10 protein-coding genes are annotated in these 15,420 nt (G+C 70.3%); 3 read left to right on the top strand and 7 right to left on the bottom strand.

The features are described 5' to 3' along the window. The first annotated feature begins 16 nt into the window (after positions 1 to 16). A complete protein-coding gene (locus MFF26_RS01470) occupies positions 17 to 1,825 on the top strand; it encodes a hypothetical protein (RefSeq protein WP_137830617.1) in 1,809 nt (602 codons plus the stop codon). A gap of 126 nt (positions 1,826 to 1,951) precedes the next feature. On the opposite strand, the gene MFF26_RS01465 is transcribed toward MFF26_RS01470, so the two are convergent. Beyond that, positions 1,952 to 4,150 (bottom strand): xanthine dehydrogenase family protein molybdopterin-binding subunit, encoded by a 2,199-nt coding sequence (locus tag MFF26_RS01465; protein WP_137830618.1) that lies wholly within the window; start codon positions 4,148 to 4,150, stop codon positions 1,952 to 1,954. A 92-nt stretch (positions 4,151 to 4,242) separates the two neighbouring features. Continuing rightward, the gene (locus tag MFF26_RS01460) at positions 4,243 to 4,698 is read right to left on the bottom strand and encodes a (2Fe-2S)-binding protein (RefSeq protein ID WP_137830619.1); all 456 of its coding nucleotides are present in this window, start codon (positions 4,696 to 4,698) and stop codon (positions 4,243 to 4,245) included. A gap of 227 nt (positions 4,699 to 4,925) precedes the next feature. Here MFF26_RS01460 and MFF26_RS01455 point away from each other — a divergent pair, with 227 nt between their 5' ends. Beyond that, positions 4,926 to 6,467 carry a sensor histidine kinase gene (locus MFF26_RS01455; protein WP_137830620.1) on the top strand — a complete coding sequence of 514 codons (1,542 nt, stop codon included), beginning with the start codon at positions 4,926 to 4,928 and terminating at the stop codon, positions 6,465 to 6,467. Between the two features lie 316 nt (positions 6,468 to 6,783). Here MFF26_RS01455 and MFF26_RS01450 read toward each other — a convergent pair whose 3' ends face one another. The 5 genes from MFF26_RS01450 to MFF26_RS01430 form a co-directional block, all read right to left on the bottom strand. Beyond that, entirely contained in the window at positions 6,784 to 8,127 is a 1,344-nt protein-coding gene (locus MFF26_RS01450; protein WP_137831463.1) for a DUF4167 domain-containing protein, read from the bottom strand. 435 nt (positions 8,128 to 8,562) lie between these two features. After that, entirely contained in the window at positions 8,563 to 9,453 is an 891-nt protein-coding gene (prmC, locus tag MFF26_RS01445) for a peptide chain release factor N(5)-glutamine methyltransferase (protein WP_137831464.1), read from the bottom strand. Between the two features lie 23 nt (positions 9,454 to 9,476). Beyond that, complete coding sequence (gene prfA / locus MFF26_RS01440) at positions 9,477 to 10,562, bottom strand: peptide chain release factor 1 (RefSeq protein WP_137831465.1); 1,086 nt, start codon at positions 10,560 to 10,562, stop codon at positions 9,477 to 9,479. Between the two features lie 225 nt (positions 10,563 to 10,787). Further along, the gene (gene ptsP, locus MFF26_RS01435; protein WP_137831466.1) at positions 10,788 to 13,049 is read right to left on the bottom strand and encodes a phosphoenolpyruvate--protein phosphotransferase; all 2,262 of its coding nucleotides are present in this window, start codon (positions 13,047 to 13,049) and stop codon (positions 10,788 to 10,790) included. A gap of 155 nt (positions 13,050 to 13,204) precedes the next feature. After that, complete coding sequence (locus MFF26_RS01430; protein WP_137831467.1) at positions 13,205 to 14,440, bottom strand: aspartate kinase; 1,236 nt, start codon at positions 14,438 to 14,440, stop codon at positions 13,205 to 13,207. Between the two features lie 180 nt (positions 14,441 to 14,620). Between MFF26_RS01430 and ubiG the strand changes: the two genes are divergently transcribed. Next, positions 14,621 to 15,367 carry a bifunctional 2-polyprenyl-6-hydroxyphenol methylase/3-demethylubiquinol 3-O-methyltransferase UbiG gene (gene ubiG / locus MFF26_RS01425; protein ID WP_373324326.1) on the top strand — a complete coding sequence of 249 codons (747 nt, stop codon included), beginning with the start codon at positions 14,621 to 14,623 and terminating at the stop codon, positions 15,365 to 15,367. The last annotated feature ends 53 nt before the right edge of the window (positions 15,368 to 15,420 follow it).

Genomic DNA, 15,420 nt, shown 5'->3' with positions numbered 1-15,420 from the left:
CGGAGGCCCCGCGCCCATGACGACCATCGCCTCCTTCGCCGCCGGCACCTACCGCTTCGACCGTCAGGCGTCGGGCCTCACCGAGATGAAGTCCCAGCTCGACGACCTGACGCGCCAGCTCTCGACCGGACGCACCGCCGACACCTATGGCGGCCTCGGCCCCGGCCGCACCACCAGTCTCAGCACCCGCGCGGCGATCAGCGCCCAGGACGGCTACCTCGCGGCGATCACTTCCGCCGACACGCGGGTGAAGCTGACGAGCGCCAGCCTGACCCAGCTCAAGACGTTGACGGACAGCACCCGCTCCAGCCTGAACGGCCTTCTCGCCTCACAGAACCAAGCCCTTCCGGCCACGAGCGTGCAATCGGCCGACAACAGCCTCTCGGCGGCCATCGACGCCCTCAACCAGCAATCGGGCGATGTCTACGTCTTCTCCGGCCGGGCGACCGACACCCGCCCCGTGGTCTCCCGGGAGACGATCCTGAACGGTGATGCGGCGAGCGGCCTCGTCGGACTCAAGACGCTGATCGCCGAGCAGAAGCAGGCCGATCTCGGCCCGGCCGGCAACGGTCGCCTCACCCAGGCGAGCAGCGGGACCGCCATCACGCTGACCGAGGACGGCAACGCCCAGGCGCGGGCGAATTTCGGCTTCTCCCTCGTCGGCGCCAGCGGCTCGGCGGGCGGCGCCATCACGACCACCCTGACCGCGGGAACGGCGCCCACCGTCACCCCGGTCTTCGCGCAGAATCCCAGCGACGGCATGCGGGTCCGGGTGGCGGTGAACCTGCCCGACGGCAGCCAAGCGACCTACGATCTCACCGCCCGCACCAGCCCGCTCGCCGGGTCCACCGATTCCTTCGCCATCGGGGCAAGCCCCACGGAGACCGCCGCCAACCTGAAGAATCTGCTGGCGAGCCTGCCGGGGGCGGGGGCCATCGCCAGCGCGCAGAGCGCGACGCCGCCGGGATTGTCGGCGACCTTCTCGGGAGGCAGCTCCGCCTCGATCAAGCTGTCGGTCGCCGATATCCCCAAGGACGGCGACACGGTCACGCTGAAGCTCGCCCTGCACGACGGCACCACCCAGACGATCCAGCTGACCGCGCGGCCCAGCGCGGACGCGGCCTCACCCACGACCTTCGCCATCGGGGCGAGCCGGGAGGAGACCGCCGCCAACCTCTCTCGGACGCTGTCCAACGCCCTGAAGACCACCGCCGGGACCGAATTGGCGGCGAGCTCCACCCTGCGCGCCTCGACGAACTTCTTCGAGGGCAGCCCGACCGCCGGCCTCGCGCCGCGCCGCGTATCCGCCGACGGCAACGGCTACGCCTCCCAGGCCAGCACCGGCACGGTGATCTGGTATCAGGGGGACGACGCAGCCGATCCGCGGGCGACCGCGAGCGTGCAGGTGGGGGCGAGCCGCATCGTCGAGATCGGGGCTCAGGCCAACGAAGCGGCGATCCGCAAGACCCTCGCCGGCCTCGCGGCGGTGGCGGCGGAGAACTTCACCGACGCCACCGGGACGGTCGATACCGCCCGCTTCCGGGCCACCGCCGAGCGGGTGTCGGGCGCTCTCACGCCGGCGGCGGATCGGGCCGGCCTCGAAGCGCTCGGCACGGATTTCGGTATCGCGGCGAGCAATATGGCCAACGCCAAATCCGTCGCCTCCGCGACCCGGGCGACCCTGGAGAACGCCCTCGACGGCATCGACACGGTCTCGACCCAGGAGGTCGCCGCCAAGCTCGTCAGCCTGCAGACCCAGCTCCAGGCGAGCTACAAGGTCACGTCGATGCTCTCGGAACTGACCCTGGTGAATTACATCAAGTGACGAGGGTGGGGCACGGTCGCGACCTCATGCCCCTTCATATTCTGTTCGACCGGCTCATCCGATCTAGGACCTCAGGATGAGGGTGAGGATGGGGCTCCTTGCGGCATCGAACCGGTCCGCTGGGCCTCACGCGCCCCTAAGGCTCGCCAGGTCCAGTGGCAGCGAGCGCAGGCGCTGGCCGGTGGCCGCGAAGATCGCGTTGGAGATCGCGGGCGCCAGCACCGGCACGCCGGGCTCGCCGATGCCGGTGGGGGGCATGTCGGAGGGCATGATGTGAACCTCGACCCGGGGCATCTCGGAGATGCGGGTGGGCTGGTAGCTGTCGAAATTGGTCTCCTGCACCACGCCGTCCTTCAGGGTGATGCGGTTGCGCAGCACCGACGAGAGCGCGAAACCGACCGCCCCCTCGACCTGGGCCCGCACCACGTCCGGATTGACCGCGATGCCGATATCGACGGCGGCGACGATGCGATTGACCTTCACGCCGGACTCGCCCGCCGTCACGTCCGCCGCCATGGCGACGTAGGAGCCGAAGGATTGGTGGACCGCGACGCCCACGCCGCGACCCTTCTCGGCACCCTTCTCCCCCCAGCCCGCCTTCTCGGCGGCGAGGCGCAGCACCCCCGACAGGCGCGGCGCCCGGGTGAGCAGCGACAGCCGGTAGGCGACCGGATCGGCGCCGGCCGCGTGGGCCAGCTCGTCGATGAACACCTCCATCACGTGGGCGGTGTGGGTGTGGCCGACCGAGCGCCACCACAGCACCGGCACGCCCTCGCGGCCGTTATGGACCTCGAAGCGGTAGGCCGGCAGGCCGTAGGGGGTGTCGGAGGCGCCCTCGACCGTGGTGCCGTCGATGCCGTTCTTGACCAGCATCGCCTCGAACGGCGAGCCGATCATGATCGACTTGCCCACCATGGTGTGGCGCCAGCCCGCGACCTGGCCCTTGGCGTCGAGGCCGGCCTTGACCGTGTGGTAGACCTGCGGCCGGTAATAGCCGCCCGCCATGTCGTCCTCGCGGGTCCAGACGAGATGGACCGGAGCCTTGCCGTCCCAGGCCTTCACGATCGCGGCGGCCTCGGCGAAGTAATCGGCGCCGGGCGTCGCACGGCGGCCGAACGAGCCGCCGGCCCATTGGGTGTGGAGCCGGACCTTGTCCGTCGTCACGCCGAGGGTGGCCGCCACCACCGCCTGCTCGATCGTCTGGATCTGGCAGCCGGCATAGACATCGAACGAGCCGTCCGCCGCCCGCTCGATCGTGGCGTTGAGGGGCTCCATCGAGGCATGGGCGAGGTAGGGGAAGGAGAACTCCGCCTCCAGCACCTTGGCCGCGCCCTTGATCGCCGCATCGGCATCGCCCGCCTGCGAGGCGACGAGGCCGGGCGTCCGGGCCGTCGCGCGGTACTCGGCGAGGATCGCGTCCGAGGAGCGCTTCTCCGCGGCGGATTCGTCCCACTCGATCTTGAGGGCCTCGCGGGCCTTCATCGCGGTCCAGGTGTCGCGGGCGATCACGGCCACGCCGGACGGGATCGTCACGACAGCGAGGACGCCGGCCATGCCCTGGGCGGCCTCCGCATCGACCTTCCGGACGCTCGCACCGAAGCGCGGCGGGTGGGCGACGAGCGCCGTCACCTGTCCGGGCCGGCGGATGTCGAGGGAATAGATCGCCGAGCCGTCGGTCTTGGCGGCCGAGTCGATCCGCGGCACGCCCTTGCCGATCAGGGTCCACTCGGAGGGCGCCTTGAGGCGCGGCTCCTGCGGCACGGCTTTGGCCGCCGCGGCCTCGGCGAACTCACCGAACCGGCCCTGCTTGCCCGATTTGTGCGAGAGCACGCCCTTCGAGACCGTGATCTCGGAGGCCGGAACGCCCCATGTGTCGGCCGCGGCCGCGACTAGCATGGCGCGGGCCGCCGCCCCCGCCTTGCGCAGTTGGAACCAGGAATTGGCGATCGCCGTGGAGCCGCCGGTGCCCTGCACGGGACCCATCAGGAGGTTGTTGTAGAGCTTGGCATCGGCGGGCGCGAAGGCGACGCGGATCTGCGCCCAGTCGGCGTCGAGCTCGTCGGCCAGGATCGTGGCGAGCCCGGTCGTGTTGCCCTGGCCCATATCGAGATGCTTGATCATCACCGTGACGGTGTCGTCGGCGGCGATCCGCACGAAGGCGTTGGGCTGGGCCGGGCCCTTGGACAGGTCGGGCCCGCCGCCTTCCGCCGCGCGGGCGCCGCGGAGGTCGAGCCGGAAGGCGAGCAGCACGGCGCCCATCGCCGCCCCGCCGAGGAAGGCGCGCCGGGAGGCCACGGGCGCGTCGGTAAGATCGAGCTTGAGCATGCCGGGCTCCTGCGAAGGGGATGAGGGCCTGAAGCGTCGGCCCGGAGATGACAGCCGCCGGCTCTCGGAACGAACCGCCGCGGCGCGAACGGTTAGGCGAGGGAGCGGGCGGCTTCGTGAATGGCGGCGCGGATGCGCTGATAGGTGCCGCAGCGGCAGACATTGCCGTCCATGGCGGTATCGATATCGGCATCCGTGGGCTTCGGATTGTCGGTCAACAGACCGATCGCCGACATGATCTGGCCGGACTGGCAATAGCCGCACTGCACCACGTCGAGCTTGCGCCAAGCGCCCTGCACGGCCTCGGCCACCTTGCCGTTGATGCCCTCGATCGTGGTGATCTTGGCCTCGCCGACATCGCCGATCCGGGTCTGACAGGACCGCACCGGCTGCCCGTCCAGATGGACCGTGCAGGCGCCGCATTGCGCGATGCCGCATCCGTACTTGGTGCCGGTCAGGTCGAGCCGGTCGCGGATCGCCCACAGCAGCGGCATGTCGGGATCGGCATCGACCTCGCGGGCCGTGCCGTTCAGGTTGATGGTCAGCATGCCACCGCTCCGGAATTTGGAATCGTTCCGATTCTGAACCCGCATGCTGCTCCCGGATGTGCGCCAGCGCACCTGAATACAAGATAGCCGGTTCGGAAACGGTATCCGGACAATTCTCGCGACCGCCGAAGCCGCTTCTTAACGGTTCGAGGGCACCTTGAGGTCTCCCGTTTCCGGCCGGCCCGCCGCCGCGATGCCGGCCCCTTCTTCGTATCGAACCCACAGGCATGGCCGATCTCACACCGGAGATGGTGCAGCGCGGCCGCGGGCCTTCCTCGCAGGAGGTGGCCAAGCGGCGCGGCATCGCCCGCGATATGCGCTCGGCCCGCGAGCGCCTGACCTCGACCAGCGGGTTGGAGCGCGCCTTCGACCACGAGCTGCTGCGCCTCTACGCGCAGTATCGGGCCGGGGCCGGCCTGCCGCTCCTCGTTCTGGCCCTGGCGCTCGCCGCCGCCTCGCTGATGTGGCTGCGCCCGTCCGTGGCCGCCCTCGGATGCGTGGCTGCCTGCGGCACGCTCTTGGTGACGGCGTGGCTCTGCCACCGCTTCCTGCGCCAACCGCCCGAGACCCTGTCGCTGGTGCGCTGGCGGCGCATCTTCATCGCCGCCGAGTTCGGGCAGAGTTTCGCCTGGGCGATGCTGTTGCTGGCGGGCGCGCCGGATGCGCGCACCTTCGCGCTGTTCGGCCTCGTCATCCTCGCCGCGGTGACGACGATGCTGGCGGCCACCGTGCCGATCGCCGCCGTCTCCGGCCTCATACCGCTGATGCTCGCGGCGCTCTCGTTGCTCCTGCACTCCCGCGACATGGACACAGTGCTGCTCGTGGTGATGACCGTGTGCAGCCAGCTGTTCTTTGCAGGCCTTGCCCGCCGCCTCTACGATTCGGCAGTGGGCACGCTGCAATCGCGGGCCGAGAAGGACGCGATCTTCGCCGAGCTCGAACAGGCCAAGGCCAATTCGGACGAGGCGCGTCGGCGCGCCGAGGAGGCGAACCTCGCCAAATCCCGCTTCCTCGCCACGATGAGCCACGAGCTGCGCACGCCCTTGAACGCGATTCTCGGCTTCTCGGAGGTGATGAAGAACGAGGTGTTCGGCGTTCACACCGCCCCGGCCTACAAGGAATACGCCAACGACATCCACGACAGCGGGATGCATCTGCTGACGCTGATCAACGAAATCCTCGACCTCTCGCGCATCGAGGCCGGCCGCTACGACCTGACCGAGGAGGCGATGCAGCTCGCCCACACGGTCGAGGAATGCCGCCACATGATGGCTCTGCGCGCCCGCTCGAAGGGCCAGACCTTCTCGAGCTTCGTGGACGAGACCCTGCCCCGGCTCTGGGCCGACGAGCGCGCGGTGCGCCAGATCGTGCTCAACCTCCTGTCGAACTCGGTGAAGTTCACGCCGCCGGGGGGCGAGATCGTCATCAAGGTCGGTTGGACCGCGTCTGGCGGGCAATATGTCAGCGTCAAGGATTCGGGCCCCGGCATTCCCGAGGACGAACTCGGCACCGTGATGTCCTCGTTCGGGCGCGGCTCGCTCGCCATCAAGACCGCCGAGCAGGGATCGGGCCTCGGTCTGCCGATCGTGAAGGGCTTGGTCGACCTCCATGGCGGCCATTTCCAGCTCAAGTCGAAGCCCCGCGAGGGCACGGAAGTGATCGTCACCTTCCCGGCCAGCCGCGGCATGGACGCCCTGCCGGCGGTCGATCTCTCCCCTCCGGCGGCGGAGCCGGCGCCGGTCCGGAAGGCACGGGCCCGCGCGGCCTAGAGCATCGGCCCGAAAGGTGGGTACCGGCTTTCGGATAAAGGCCGATGCGGCACGACAACCGAGAGCATCGCCCCCAAGGTGGGTGGCGGATTTCAGTGAAAAGCCGATGCGGCACAGGGGCTTGGAGAAGCCTTCAGTAGCTGGAATCCAGGGCGCTTCTCGATGGCGCGCTCGTCGGAACGGTCTTCCAAGGATCGCGTGAGGACCACGGGCCCTGTTCCCCTTCAAGAGGGCCGGACACGTAGCCCCCTTCAGCCAGAAGGCCCGGAGCGTTTCCGCTCCGGGCCTTCTGTCATGACCTCGATCGGTGCCCGCCTTACTCGGCGGCGTTCGGCGTATCGCTCGGCTCCGGCGCCGTCTCGCCTTCGGCCCCCTTGTAGCGGGTGCGGCGGCGGCGCTTGGGTGCGGGCGCCTCGTCGGTGGGCGAGGGCGCAGCCTCGGCGTCAACGGCGGGCGGCACCTCGCGCTGGGCGGCGGAACGCGGCGTCTCGGCCTCCGGCGCCTCGGTGGGGCGCACCGGCGACGGGTTGCGGGTGGCCGTCATCAGGAAGGCCGGCAAGGCGTTCTGATCCGTGGCCTCTGGGATGCGCGGCTCGGCGCGGCGACCGCGACGGGGCGGCGCATCGGGACGAACCGGAGCATCGGCCCGCGGCTCCTGACGCACCGGCTCCTGCCGAACGGTCTCGGCCCGGGGGGCCTCCTGCCGGAATTCCTGCCGTGCCGGCTCCTGGCGCGAAGCCTCCTGACGAGACGCGTCTTGGCGAGACACATCGGGGCGCGGCGATTCCTGGCGCGCATAGTCCTGGCGTGCCGGCTCCTGACGGGCGGCGTCCTGATCGCCGCGACCGTTCTCGAACCGGTCCTGCCGGAAGTCGCGGCGACCCTGCTCGGGGCGCCCGCCGTCCTGCCGTCCACCGTCTTGGCGTCCACCGTCCTGGCGCCCGCCCTCGTAGGAACGCCCGCCCTCCTGCGGCTGGCCGTAATCCGGGCGATAATCCTGCCGGAAATCCTGGCGTCCGCGATCACCGCGATCCTGCCGGTAATCGCCGCGCTCCTGATTGCGGTCCTGCCGATCCTGGCGCTCGCCGCGGAAATCCTGGCGCGGCTCGCCGCCCCGGTTGTAATCCGGGCGATTGCCGTCAAAGCGCTGGCCCCGGTCGTTGCCGCGATCGTTACGGTCGCGTCCCTGGAAGCGTTGCTGCCCCCGGTCGTTGCCGCGGTCATTGTTGCGATCGTTGCGATCCTGCCGGCGGCCGTCGAAATCGTGGCGCTCGAACGGCTGCGGGGCCTGGGTCGGGTCGCCGTATTCTTCGCCACCGTAGCCGAAGCCCTGGCGGCCACCCTCGGCGGCGGCGGGCACGCCCTCGTCGTCACCGTCCTCGTCCTCGTCGAAGCCGTTGCGGGCATAGCCCTGTGCGGCCTGCGGACGGCCCTGCTCCTGGGCGGCACCGGTGATGATGCGGAAGTAATGCTCGCCGTGCTGGAAATAGTTCTCGGCGGCGATCGGGTCGCCGCTCGCCAGCGCGTCGCGGGCGAGCTGAGCGTATTTGTCGGCGATGTGCTGGGCGTTGCCGCGGATTTTGACGTCGGGCCCGTTCGACTCGTAGGAACGCGTCAACGGGTTCGGACCCTTGGGCCGGTTGTTGTTGCGGCCCCGCATCCGTCGGTTCTGGTTTGGTCTCATCGGCCTCGATTGACCCTTGTTACCTGTCGCTCAGCATGACTGACAGCGCGGCCCCGGCGTTCGCGGACAGCGCGCAGCGCGACCGCGCTGCATCCGCGATGTCCGCCGCTCGTCCGGTGGCTGCGCTCGCTCTCAGGCGCGCCGCAAGACATCCCTCGACTGTCAGGTTCGATCCCACCGAGCCTGGGCGCGCTTGCCGGGCCGCGTCCCTCGATGGTGGGAAGACCGTCCGAACCCGGAGGATGCGGTCAAAACCGATCCTACCGCAGCCCATCTTAACGGGCCGTTCGCGGTCTGTGTCCCTAAGCTAGTGACTGCCGCCCACGACAACAAGCATTTTTTCGTAATTCTGGCCGGTTATGCCAGTTTCGCGGTGACTCGGCGGCGCCGCGCATCCGGCCTCGTGCCGCTTCATATGGCCGCCAAGGATGGCCGAAGCGTGACGACCCGCGCCTGGCCGGCGAGATCGTGGGCGAGCGTGATCTCGCGAAATCCCGCCGCTTCCGCCAGGTCCGTGACGGCCTCCGCTTGGTCGTAGCCGATCTCGAGCGCGACGGCCCCGCCCGGCGCCAGCAGTCCCGGCCGCCGGGCGATGCCCGCGAGGATGGCCCGATAGGCGTCGAGCCCGTCCGTCCCGCCATCGAGGGCGGCCATCGGATCATGGCCGCGCACCTCGGCCTGCAGCGTCGGGATCACCCCGGACGCGATGTAGGGGGGATTCGAGACGATCAGGTCGAACGGGCCCGAGACGGCGTCGAGCCAGGAGCCGCGCAGGAAGGCGGCCCGCCCGCCGACGCCGTTGGCCGCGGCGTTCGCCCGCGCGGTCAGCAGCGCCTCCTGCGAGCGGTCGAGGCCGATCCCGAAGGCGTGGGGGCGCTCGTGCAGCAGGGCGACCATGATGCAGCCCGAACCGGTGCCGAGATCGACGAGGCGCAGCCGACGGTCCCGCTCGGGCAAGAGGCGCAGGCTTGCCTCCACCAGCGTCTCGGTGTCGGGGCGCGGCACCAGCGTCTCGGGCGACAGGGCGAAGGGAAGCCCCCAGAACTCCCAGGCGCCGACGATGCGCGCTACCGGCTCCCCCGCGAGCCGCCGCCCGGCGGCCGCTTCCAAGGCCTGGGCCCCGGCCGCGCCGAGCGGCGTCCGGCCCTGCAGGAGCAGGTCGGCGGCGGAGAGGCCGAGAGCGTGCTCGGCGAGGAAGCGCGCCTCCCCGCGCGGATTGGCGATGCCGGCCGCCGCGAAGGCCTGGACGAGCCGCCGCAGGGCGGCGTCACGGGCAAGGGTGGGGGAGAGGTCAGGTGTCATGGCGTGGGGGTGCGTTGGCCCCGTCAGGCCATGCCCTCGGCGGCGAGCAGCTCCGCCTGGTGTTCGGTGATGAGGGCGTCGATGACCTCGTCGAGCGCCTGGCCCGCCATGACCTCCTCCAGCTTGTAGAGGGTTAGGTTGATGCGGTGGTCGGTAACGCGGCCTTGCGGGAAATTGTAGGTACGGATGCGCTCCGAGCGGTCGCCCGAGCCGACCTGCGCCTTGCGGTCGGCGGCCCGCGCCGAATCCTTGGCCGTGCGCTCGGCGTCGAACAGTTTCGCCCGCAGCAGCGCCATCGCCCGGGCGCGGTTCTTGTGCTGCGAGCGCTCCTCCTGAACGAACACCACCACGCCCGACGGGATATGGGTGATGCGGATCGCCGATTCGGTCTTGTTGACGTGCTGACCGCCGGCACCCTGCGCCCGCATGGTATCGATCTTCAGGTCGGCCTCGTTGACGACGACGTCGACTTCCTCGGCTTCGGGCAGAACCGCGACGGTGGCGGCCGAGGTGTGGATGCGCCCCTGGGTCTCGGTGTCGGGCACGCGCTGCACCCGGTGCGCCCCGCTCTCGAACTTGAGGCGGGAGAACACGGAGCGGCCCTTCACCTCGGCCACGACCTCGCGATAGCCGCCGACGGTGCCCTCGCTTTCGGAGATGACCTCGACGCGCCAGCCCTTCGACTCGGCGTATTTCGCGTACATGCGGAACAGGTCACCCGCGAACAGGGCCGCCTCATCGCCGCCGGTGCCGGCGCGGATTTCGAGGATGGCGCTCTTCTCGTCAGCCGCATCCTTGGGCAGCAGGATGAGCTGAAGCGCCCGGTGGGCCCGCTCCAGGGCCTCTTCCGCCTCCGGCTTCTCGTCGGCGGCGAGGGCGCGCATCTCGGGATCGCCCCCGGGCTCGTCAATCAGCGCCCGGATGCCGGCGAGATTGGCCTCCGCCGCCCGGTAGTCGCGGATCGCGGCCACCACGCCGTCGAGTTCGGACAGCTCGCGGGAGAGCTGCACGATGCTCTCGGGCGTGCCCGATCCGTCGGCGAGCTGCGCCGTGACGAACTCGTGCCGGGCCAGGATGGCGTCGAGGCGATCGGAGGGAATGGGGGTCACTGAGTCTTCGATGTCACGTCGTGGAAAGGTCGCTTCCCTACTTCACTGCCGCGACGAGGGCGAGTGCCGCCGGGAGCATGGGCGTTGCCGCTTCGGGGCCATTCGGGCAGTGGGGCGGGCGCACGCTCTCTTGCAACGGCCAAGGCGCCTCGGCAACCAGTGGTTTACGGCCCGGACTGAGTCGAGAGCGTCGCACCGCAGACGGCCGGATGCGAGGCACGCCCCTCACACCGGCACGCCGTGCGCCTTGGCATAGGCCGCGAGCGCCGGCCGGAGGGAGGCGCCGTCGGCGACGCGGGTCAGTTCGGCCTCGATCAGGTCGGCGACCTCGCCGGCATGGGCCGACAGCACCATCGCCTTGACCGGGCCGATGGCGGCGGGCGACATCGAGAAGTCGCGGAAGCCCAGGCCGATCAGGGCCAGGGCCTCCAGCGGCCGCCCGCCGATCTCGCCGCACACCGTCGCCGGGCAGCCCTGGGCGGCGGCCCGCTGGGCGATCATGCGGAAGGCGCGCAGAGCCGCGCCGCAGAGCGGGTCGAAGCGGTTGGCGACGCGCCGGTTCTCGCGGTCGACCGCGAACAGGAACTGCATCAGATCGTTGGAGCCGACCGAGAGGAAATCCGCCTCGCGGGCGATCTCGTCGATCTGGAACAGGAGCGAGGGCACCTCGACCATCGCGCCGAGGCGGCACTCGCTCGGCAGGGTGTAGCCGTGGCGGCGTAGATGCGCCTTCTCGCGCTCGACGATGTCGCGGGCGCGGGTGAATTCCTCCACCGTCGCGACCATCGGGAACATGATCTTGATCGGGCGGCCCGCCGCCGCCTTCAGGAGTGCGCGCAGCTGCACCCGCAGCAGCGCCGGCCGATCGAGGCCGATGCGGATCGCCCGCCAGCCGAGCGCCGGGTTCTCCTCCTCGAGGGCCGGCATGTAGGGGAGGATCTTGTCGCCGCCGATGTCGAGGGTGCGGATCGTCACCGGGAGGTCGCCGGTGGCCGAGAATACCGCCTCGTAGAGCGCCTGCTGCTCGGCCGCCGAGGGCATCCGCTCGGCCACCATGAATTGCAGCTCGGTGCGGAACAGGCCGACGCCCTCTGCCCCGGTCTCGTGCAGATGGGTGAGATCGACCAGCAGCCCCGCATTGAGATGGAGCCCGATCCGCACCCCGTCGCGGGTGGCGGCGGGCACGTCGCGCAGAGCCCGGTACTGCTCCTGCCGCCGGGCGCGCAGGCGCACCATCTCGGCATAGGAGGCCTCGATCTCCGGGGTCGGCCGGATCTGAACGTCGCCGGACAGGCCGTCGACGATGATGGCGTCGCCGGAATCGCACAGGCCGGTGGCGTTGGCGATCTCGCCGACCGCCGGGATGCCGAGCGCGCGGGCCACGATGGCGATGTGGCTCGTCGGCCCGCCCTCTTCCAGCACGACGCCGCGCAGGCGCGCCCGGTCGTAGTCGAGGAGCGCCGCCGGACCCATGGAGCGGGCGACCAGGATCGCGTTCTCGGGCAGGCCCCCGGCGCCCCTGTCCTCCTGGCCGACGAGACGGCGCAGCAGGCGGTTGGCGAGATCGTCGAGATCGTGAAGCCGGTCGCGGAGATAGGGGTCGCTCTGGCGCAGCATCCGGGCGCGGTTGTCCGACTGCACCCGCTCGACGGCGGCCTCCGCGGTCAGGCCCGACTGGACCGCCTCGCGCATCCGGCGCAACCAGCCCTTGTCGTGGGCGAACATCCGCACGGTCTCGAGCACCTCGCGGGATTCGCCCGAGCCGATGCCGTCGCCGCGCTCGACCAATTCGTCGATCGCCGAGCGCACCTCCTCGATCGCCGTCTCCAGCCGCTCGACCTCGCGCTCGACATTCTCGGCGATCAGGGTCTTCACGACGATGCGCGGCTCGTGCAGCACCACGTGGCCGAGCCCGATGCCGTCGGCGAGAGCCACGCCGCGCTGGCTCACCGGGCGGCGCGCCGCGGTGCCGGCTCCCGGCGCCAGGGCCTGCAGCTCGCCGGAGGCGATCATCTCCGAGAGCACCATAGCGGTGGTCTGGAGCGCCTCGATCTCCTCCTCGGAATAGACCCGGTAGGTCTTGTTCTGGACGACCAGAACGCCGAGCGTGTTGCCGGCCCGCAGGAGCGGCACGCCGAGGAAGGCGTGATAGATCTCTTCCCCCGTCTCCGGCCGGTAGGAGAAGGCGGGGTGGGACTGCGCGTCCGAGAGCGCCAGCGGCTCGGCGGTCTTGGCGATCAGGCCGACGAGGCCCTCGTCGGCGCGCAGGCGGGTCAGGTGGACCGCGTCGCGGTTGAGGCCCTCGGTGGCGAACAATTCGAGGGTGTTGTCGTCGCGCACCACGTAGACCGAGCACACCTCGGCGATCACGTTGGCCGCGATCAGGACGACGATCCGATCAAGGCGCGCCTGCGGGCTGACCGGCTCCGCCATGGCTTCGCGGAGCCGGCGCAGCAGCAGGCGCGGGCCTCCGGGCGCAGCGGGCATCGGGATCGTCAATCCGGGTCGCTAGAGCATCAGGCCGAACCGGCCCGATCCTCCAGGCTGTATGTTTCGCGTCGGCCCGTCCGAAAACCGGCCTTCCGCGTCTCGGGCCGATATCGGCGCAACCCTCGCGTGCGGGGTCGCGCCGGCCAGAACGGTCAGGCCTGGTCCAGGCCGTATAGCGAGTGGAGCGTGCGCACGGCAAGCTCCGTGTAGGCCGCGTCGATGAGCACCGAAAACTTGATTTCGGAGGTGGTGATCGCCCGGATGTTAATACCCTTCTCGGCCAACGCCCGGAAGGCCTTGGCGGCCACACCCGCGTGCGAGCGCATGCCCACGCCGATGGCCGAGACCTTGACCACGTCGGTGGCGCCCTCGATCTGGCCGAAATGGATCGTCTCGCGCTGGGCGTCGAGGATCGCGCGGGCGCGCTCGAAATCCGCCGCCGGCACCGTGAAGGTCATGTCGGTGGTCGATTGGTCGCCCGACACGGTCTGGATGATCATGTCGACGTTGATATTGGCATCCGCTAAAGGCCCGAAGATCGCCGCGGCGATGCCGGGGCTGTCCTTGACGGCCCGAAGCGTGATCTGGGCCTCGTCCTTGGCGAAGGCGATGCCGGTGATGGTCTGCTGTTCCACGATCTGATCCTCGTCGCAGATGAGGGTGCCCGGCCGCGCGGCATCGGGGGGATCGAAGGAGGAGCGCACCGTGGTCGGCACGCGGTGGATCATGGCGAGCTCGACCGAGCGCACTTGGAGCACCTTGGCGCCGAGCGACGCCATCTCCAGCATCTCCTCGAAGGTCACGCGCTCCATGCGCTTGGCCTTGGGCACCACCCGCGGATCGGTGGTGTAGACCCCGTCCACGTCCGTATAAATGTCGCAGCGCTCCGCGCCGATGGCCGCGGCGATCGCGACGGCGCTCGTGTCCGAACCGCCGCGCCCGAGCGTCGCGATTCGTCCCGTGCCCGCATGCACGCCCTGGAACCCCGCGATCACCGCGACCTCGCCGCGACGGAAGCCGGCATCGAGATTCGCCGGGTCGATCGCCTCGATCCGGGCGGAGCCGTGGGCGTCGGAGGCGTGGATCGGGATCTGCCAGCCCTGCCAGGAGCGGGCCTTGATCCCCATCTTGTTGAGGGCGATCGCGAGCAACCCCGAGGTCACTTGCTCACCCGAAGCCACGACGGTGTCGTACTCGGCTTCCGAATAGAGCGCGTCGGCGTCCTTCACCCAGGCGACCAGCTCGTTGGTCTTGCCCGACATCGCCGAGACCACGACGGCCACCTCGTAGCCGGCCGCGATTTCGCGGGCGACGTGGGCCGCCACGTTGCGGATACGCTCGACATTGGCGACGGAGGTGCCGCCGAATTTCATCACCAAACGGGGCATGTCGCGTCCGGTCTGCTCCTCGTCGCCCACGGTTCGTCGCCAAGGTGCCGGTGGGACACCGGCTCGCGCCGCATCATCTGCGGAAGACGAGGGCGCGGCTGTACCGGGGATGCGCCCGGCGGGTACAAGGGGGCCTCGGCCGTGTCAATCGGACGGCCTCAGGTTGAAACGATACGAAAGTTGAGCGGGATGACGAGCGCCTCCATCGATCGGGACGAAGTGGCGCGTTTCGATGCGCTGGCCGCGCGCTGGTGGGACGAGCGCGGGCCGATGGCGGTGCTGCACCGGTTCAATCCCGTCCGGGTCGGCTACATCCGCGACGAGGCCTGCCGGGTGTTCGGGCGCGATCCGGCGGCGCCGTTCCCGCTCGACGGCCTGACCGTGGTCGATATCGGCTGCGGCGGCGGCGTGCTGTCCGAGCCGCTGGCCCGGCTCGGCGCCCGGGTGACCGGACTCGATCCGGCGACCGCCAACATCGCGGCGGCCCAGGCCCACGCGGCGGGCGAGGGGCTCGACATCGATTACCGCGCCGAGACGATCGAGGCGGTCGTGGCCGGCGGCGCGCGCTTCGACGTGGTGCTTGCCATGGAGGTGGTCGAGCACGTCGCCGACCGGGCGGGCTTCCTGCGGGCGGCCTCCACGGCGGTGAAGCCCGGCGGGCTCCTGTTCGCCGCAACCATCAACCGGACGATGCGCTCCTTCGCGCTCGCCATCGTCGGGGCCGAATACGTGCTGCGTTGGCTGCCGCGGGGCACGCATGATTGGGAGAAGTTCGTCACCCCGGGCGAGCTGAAGGCCGATCTCGAGGCCGGTGGCCTGACCGTCACGGACACGACCGGTGTCGTCTTCAATCCGCTGGGCAATTCCTGGCGGGCGAGCCGCGACACGGGGGTAAACTACATGGTGGCCGCGCACCGCCACGCCTGAACGAAGCGGGCCGATCGCCGTTGACCCGTCCTCAGGACGATGACGGGACAAGC

It is taken from the genome of Methylorubrum suomiense (assembly GCF_022179765.1).
GTDB lineage: Bacteria > Pseudomonadota > Alphaproteobacteria > Rhizobiales > Beijerinckiaceae > Methylobacterium > Methylobacterium suomiense.
Note: the sequence above shows the minus strand (reverse complement) of the source record. Positions and strands in the feature narration are given on the sequence as shown.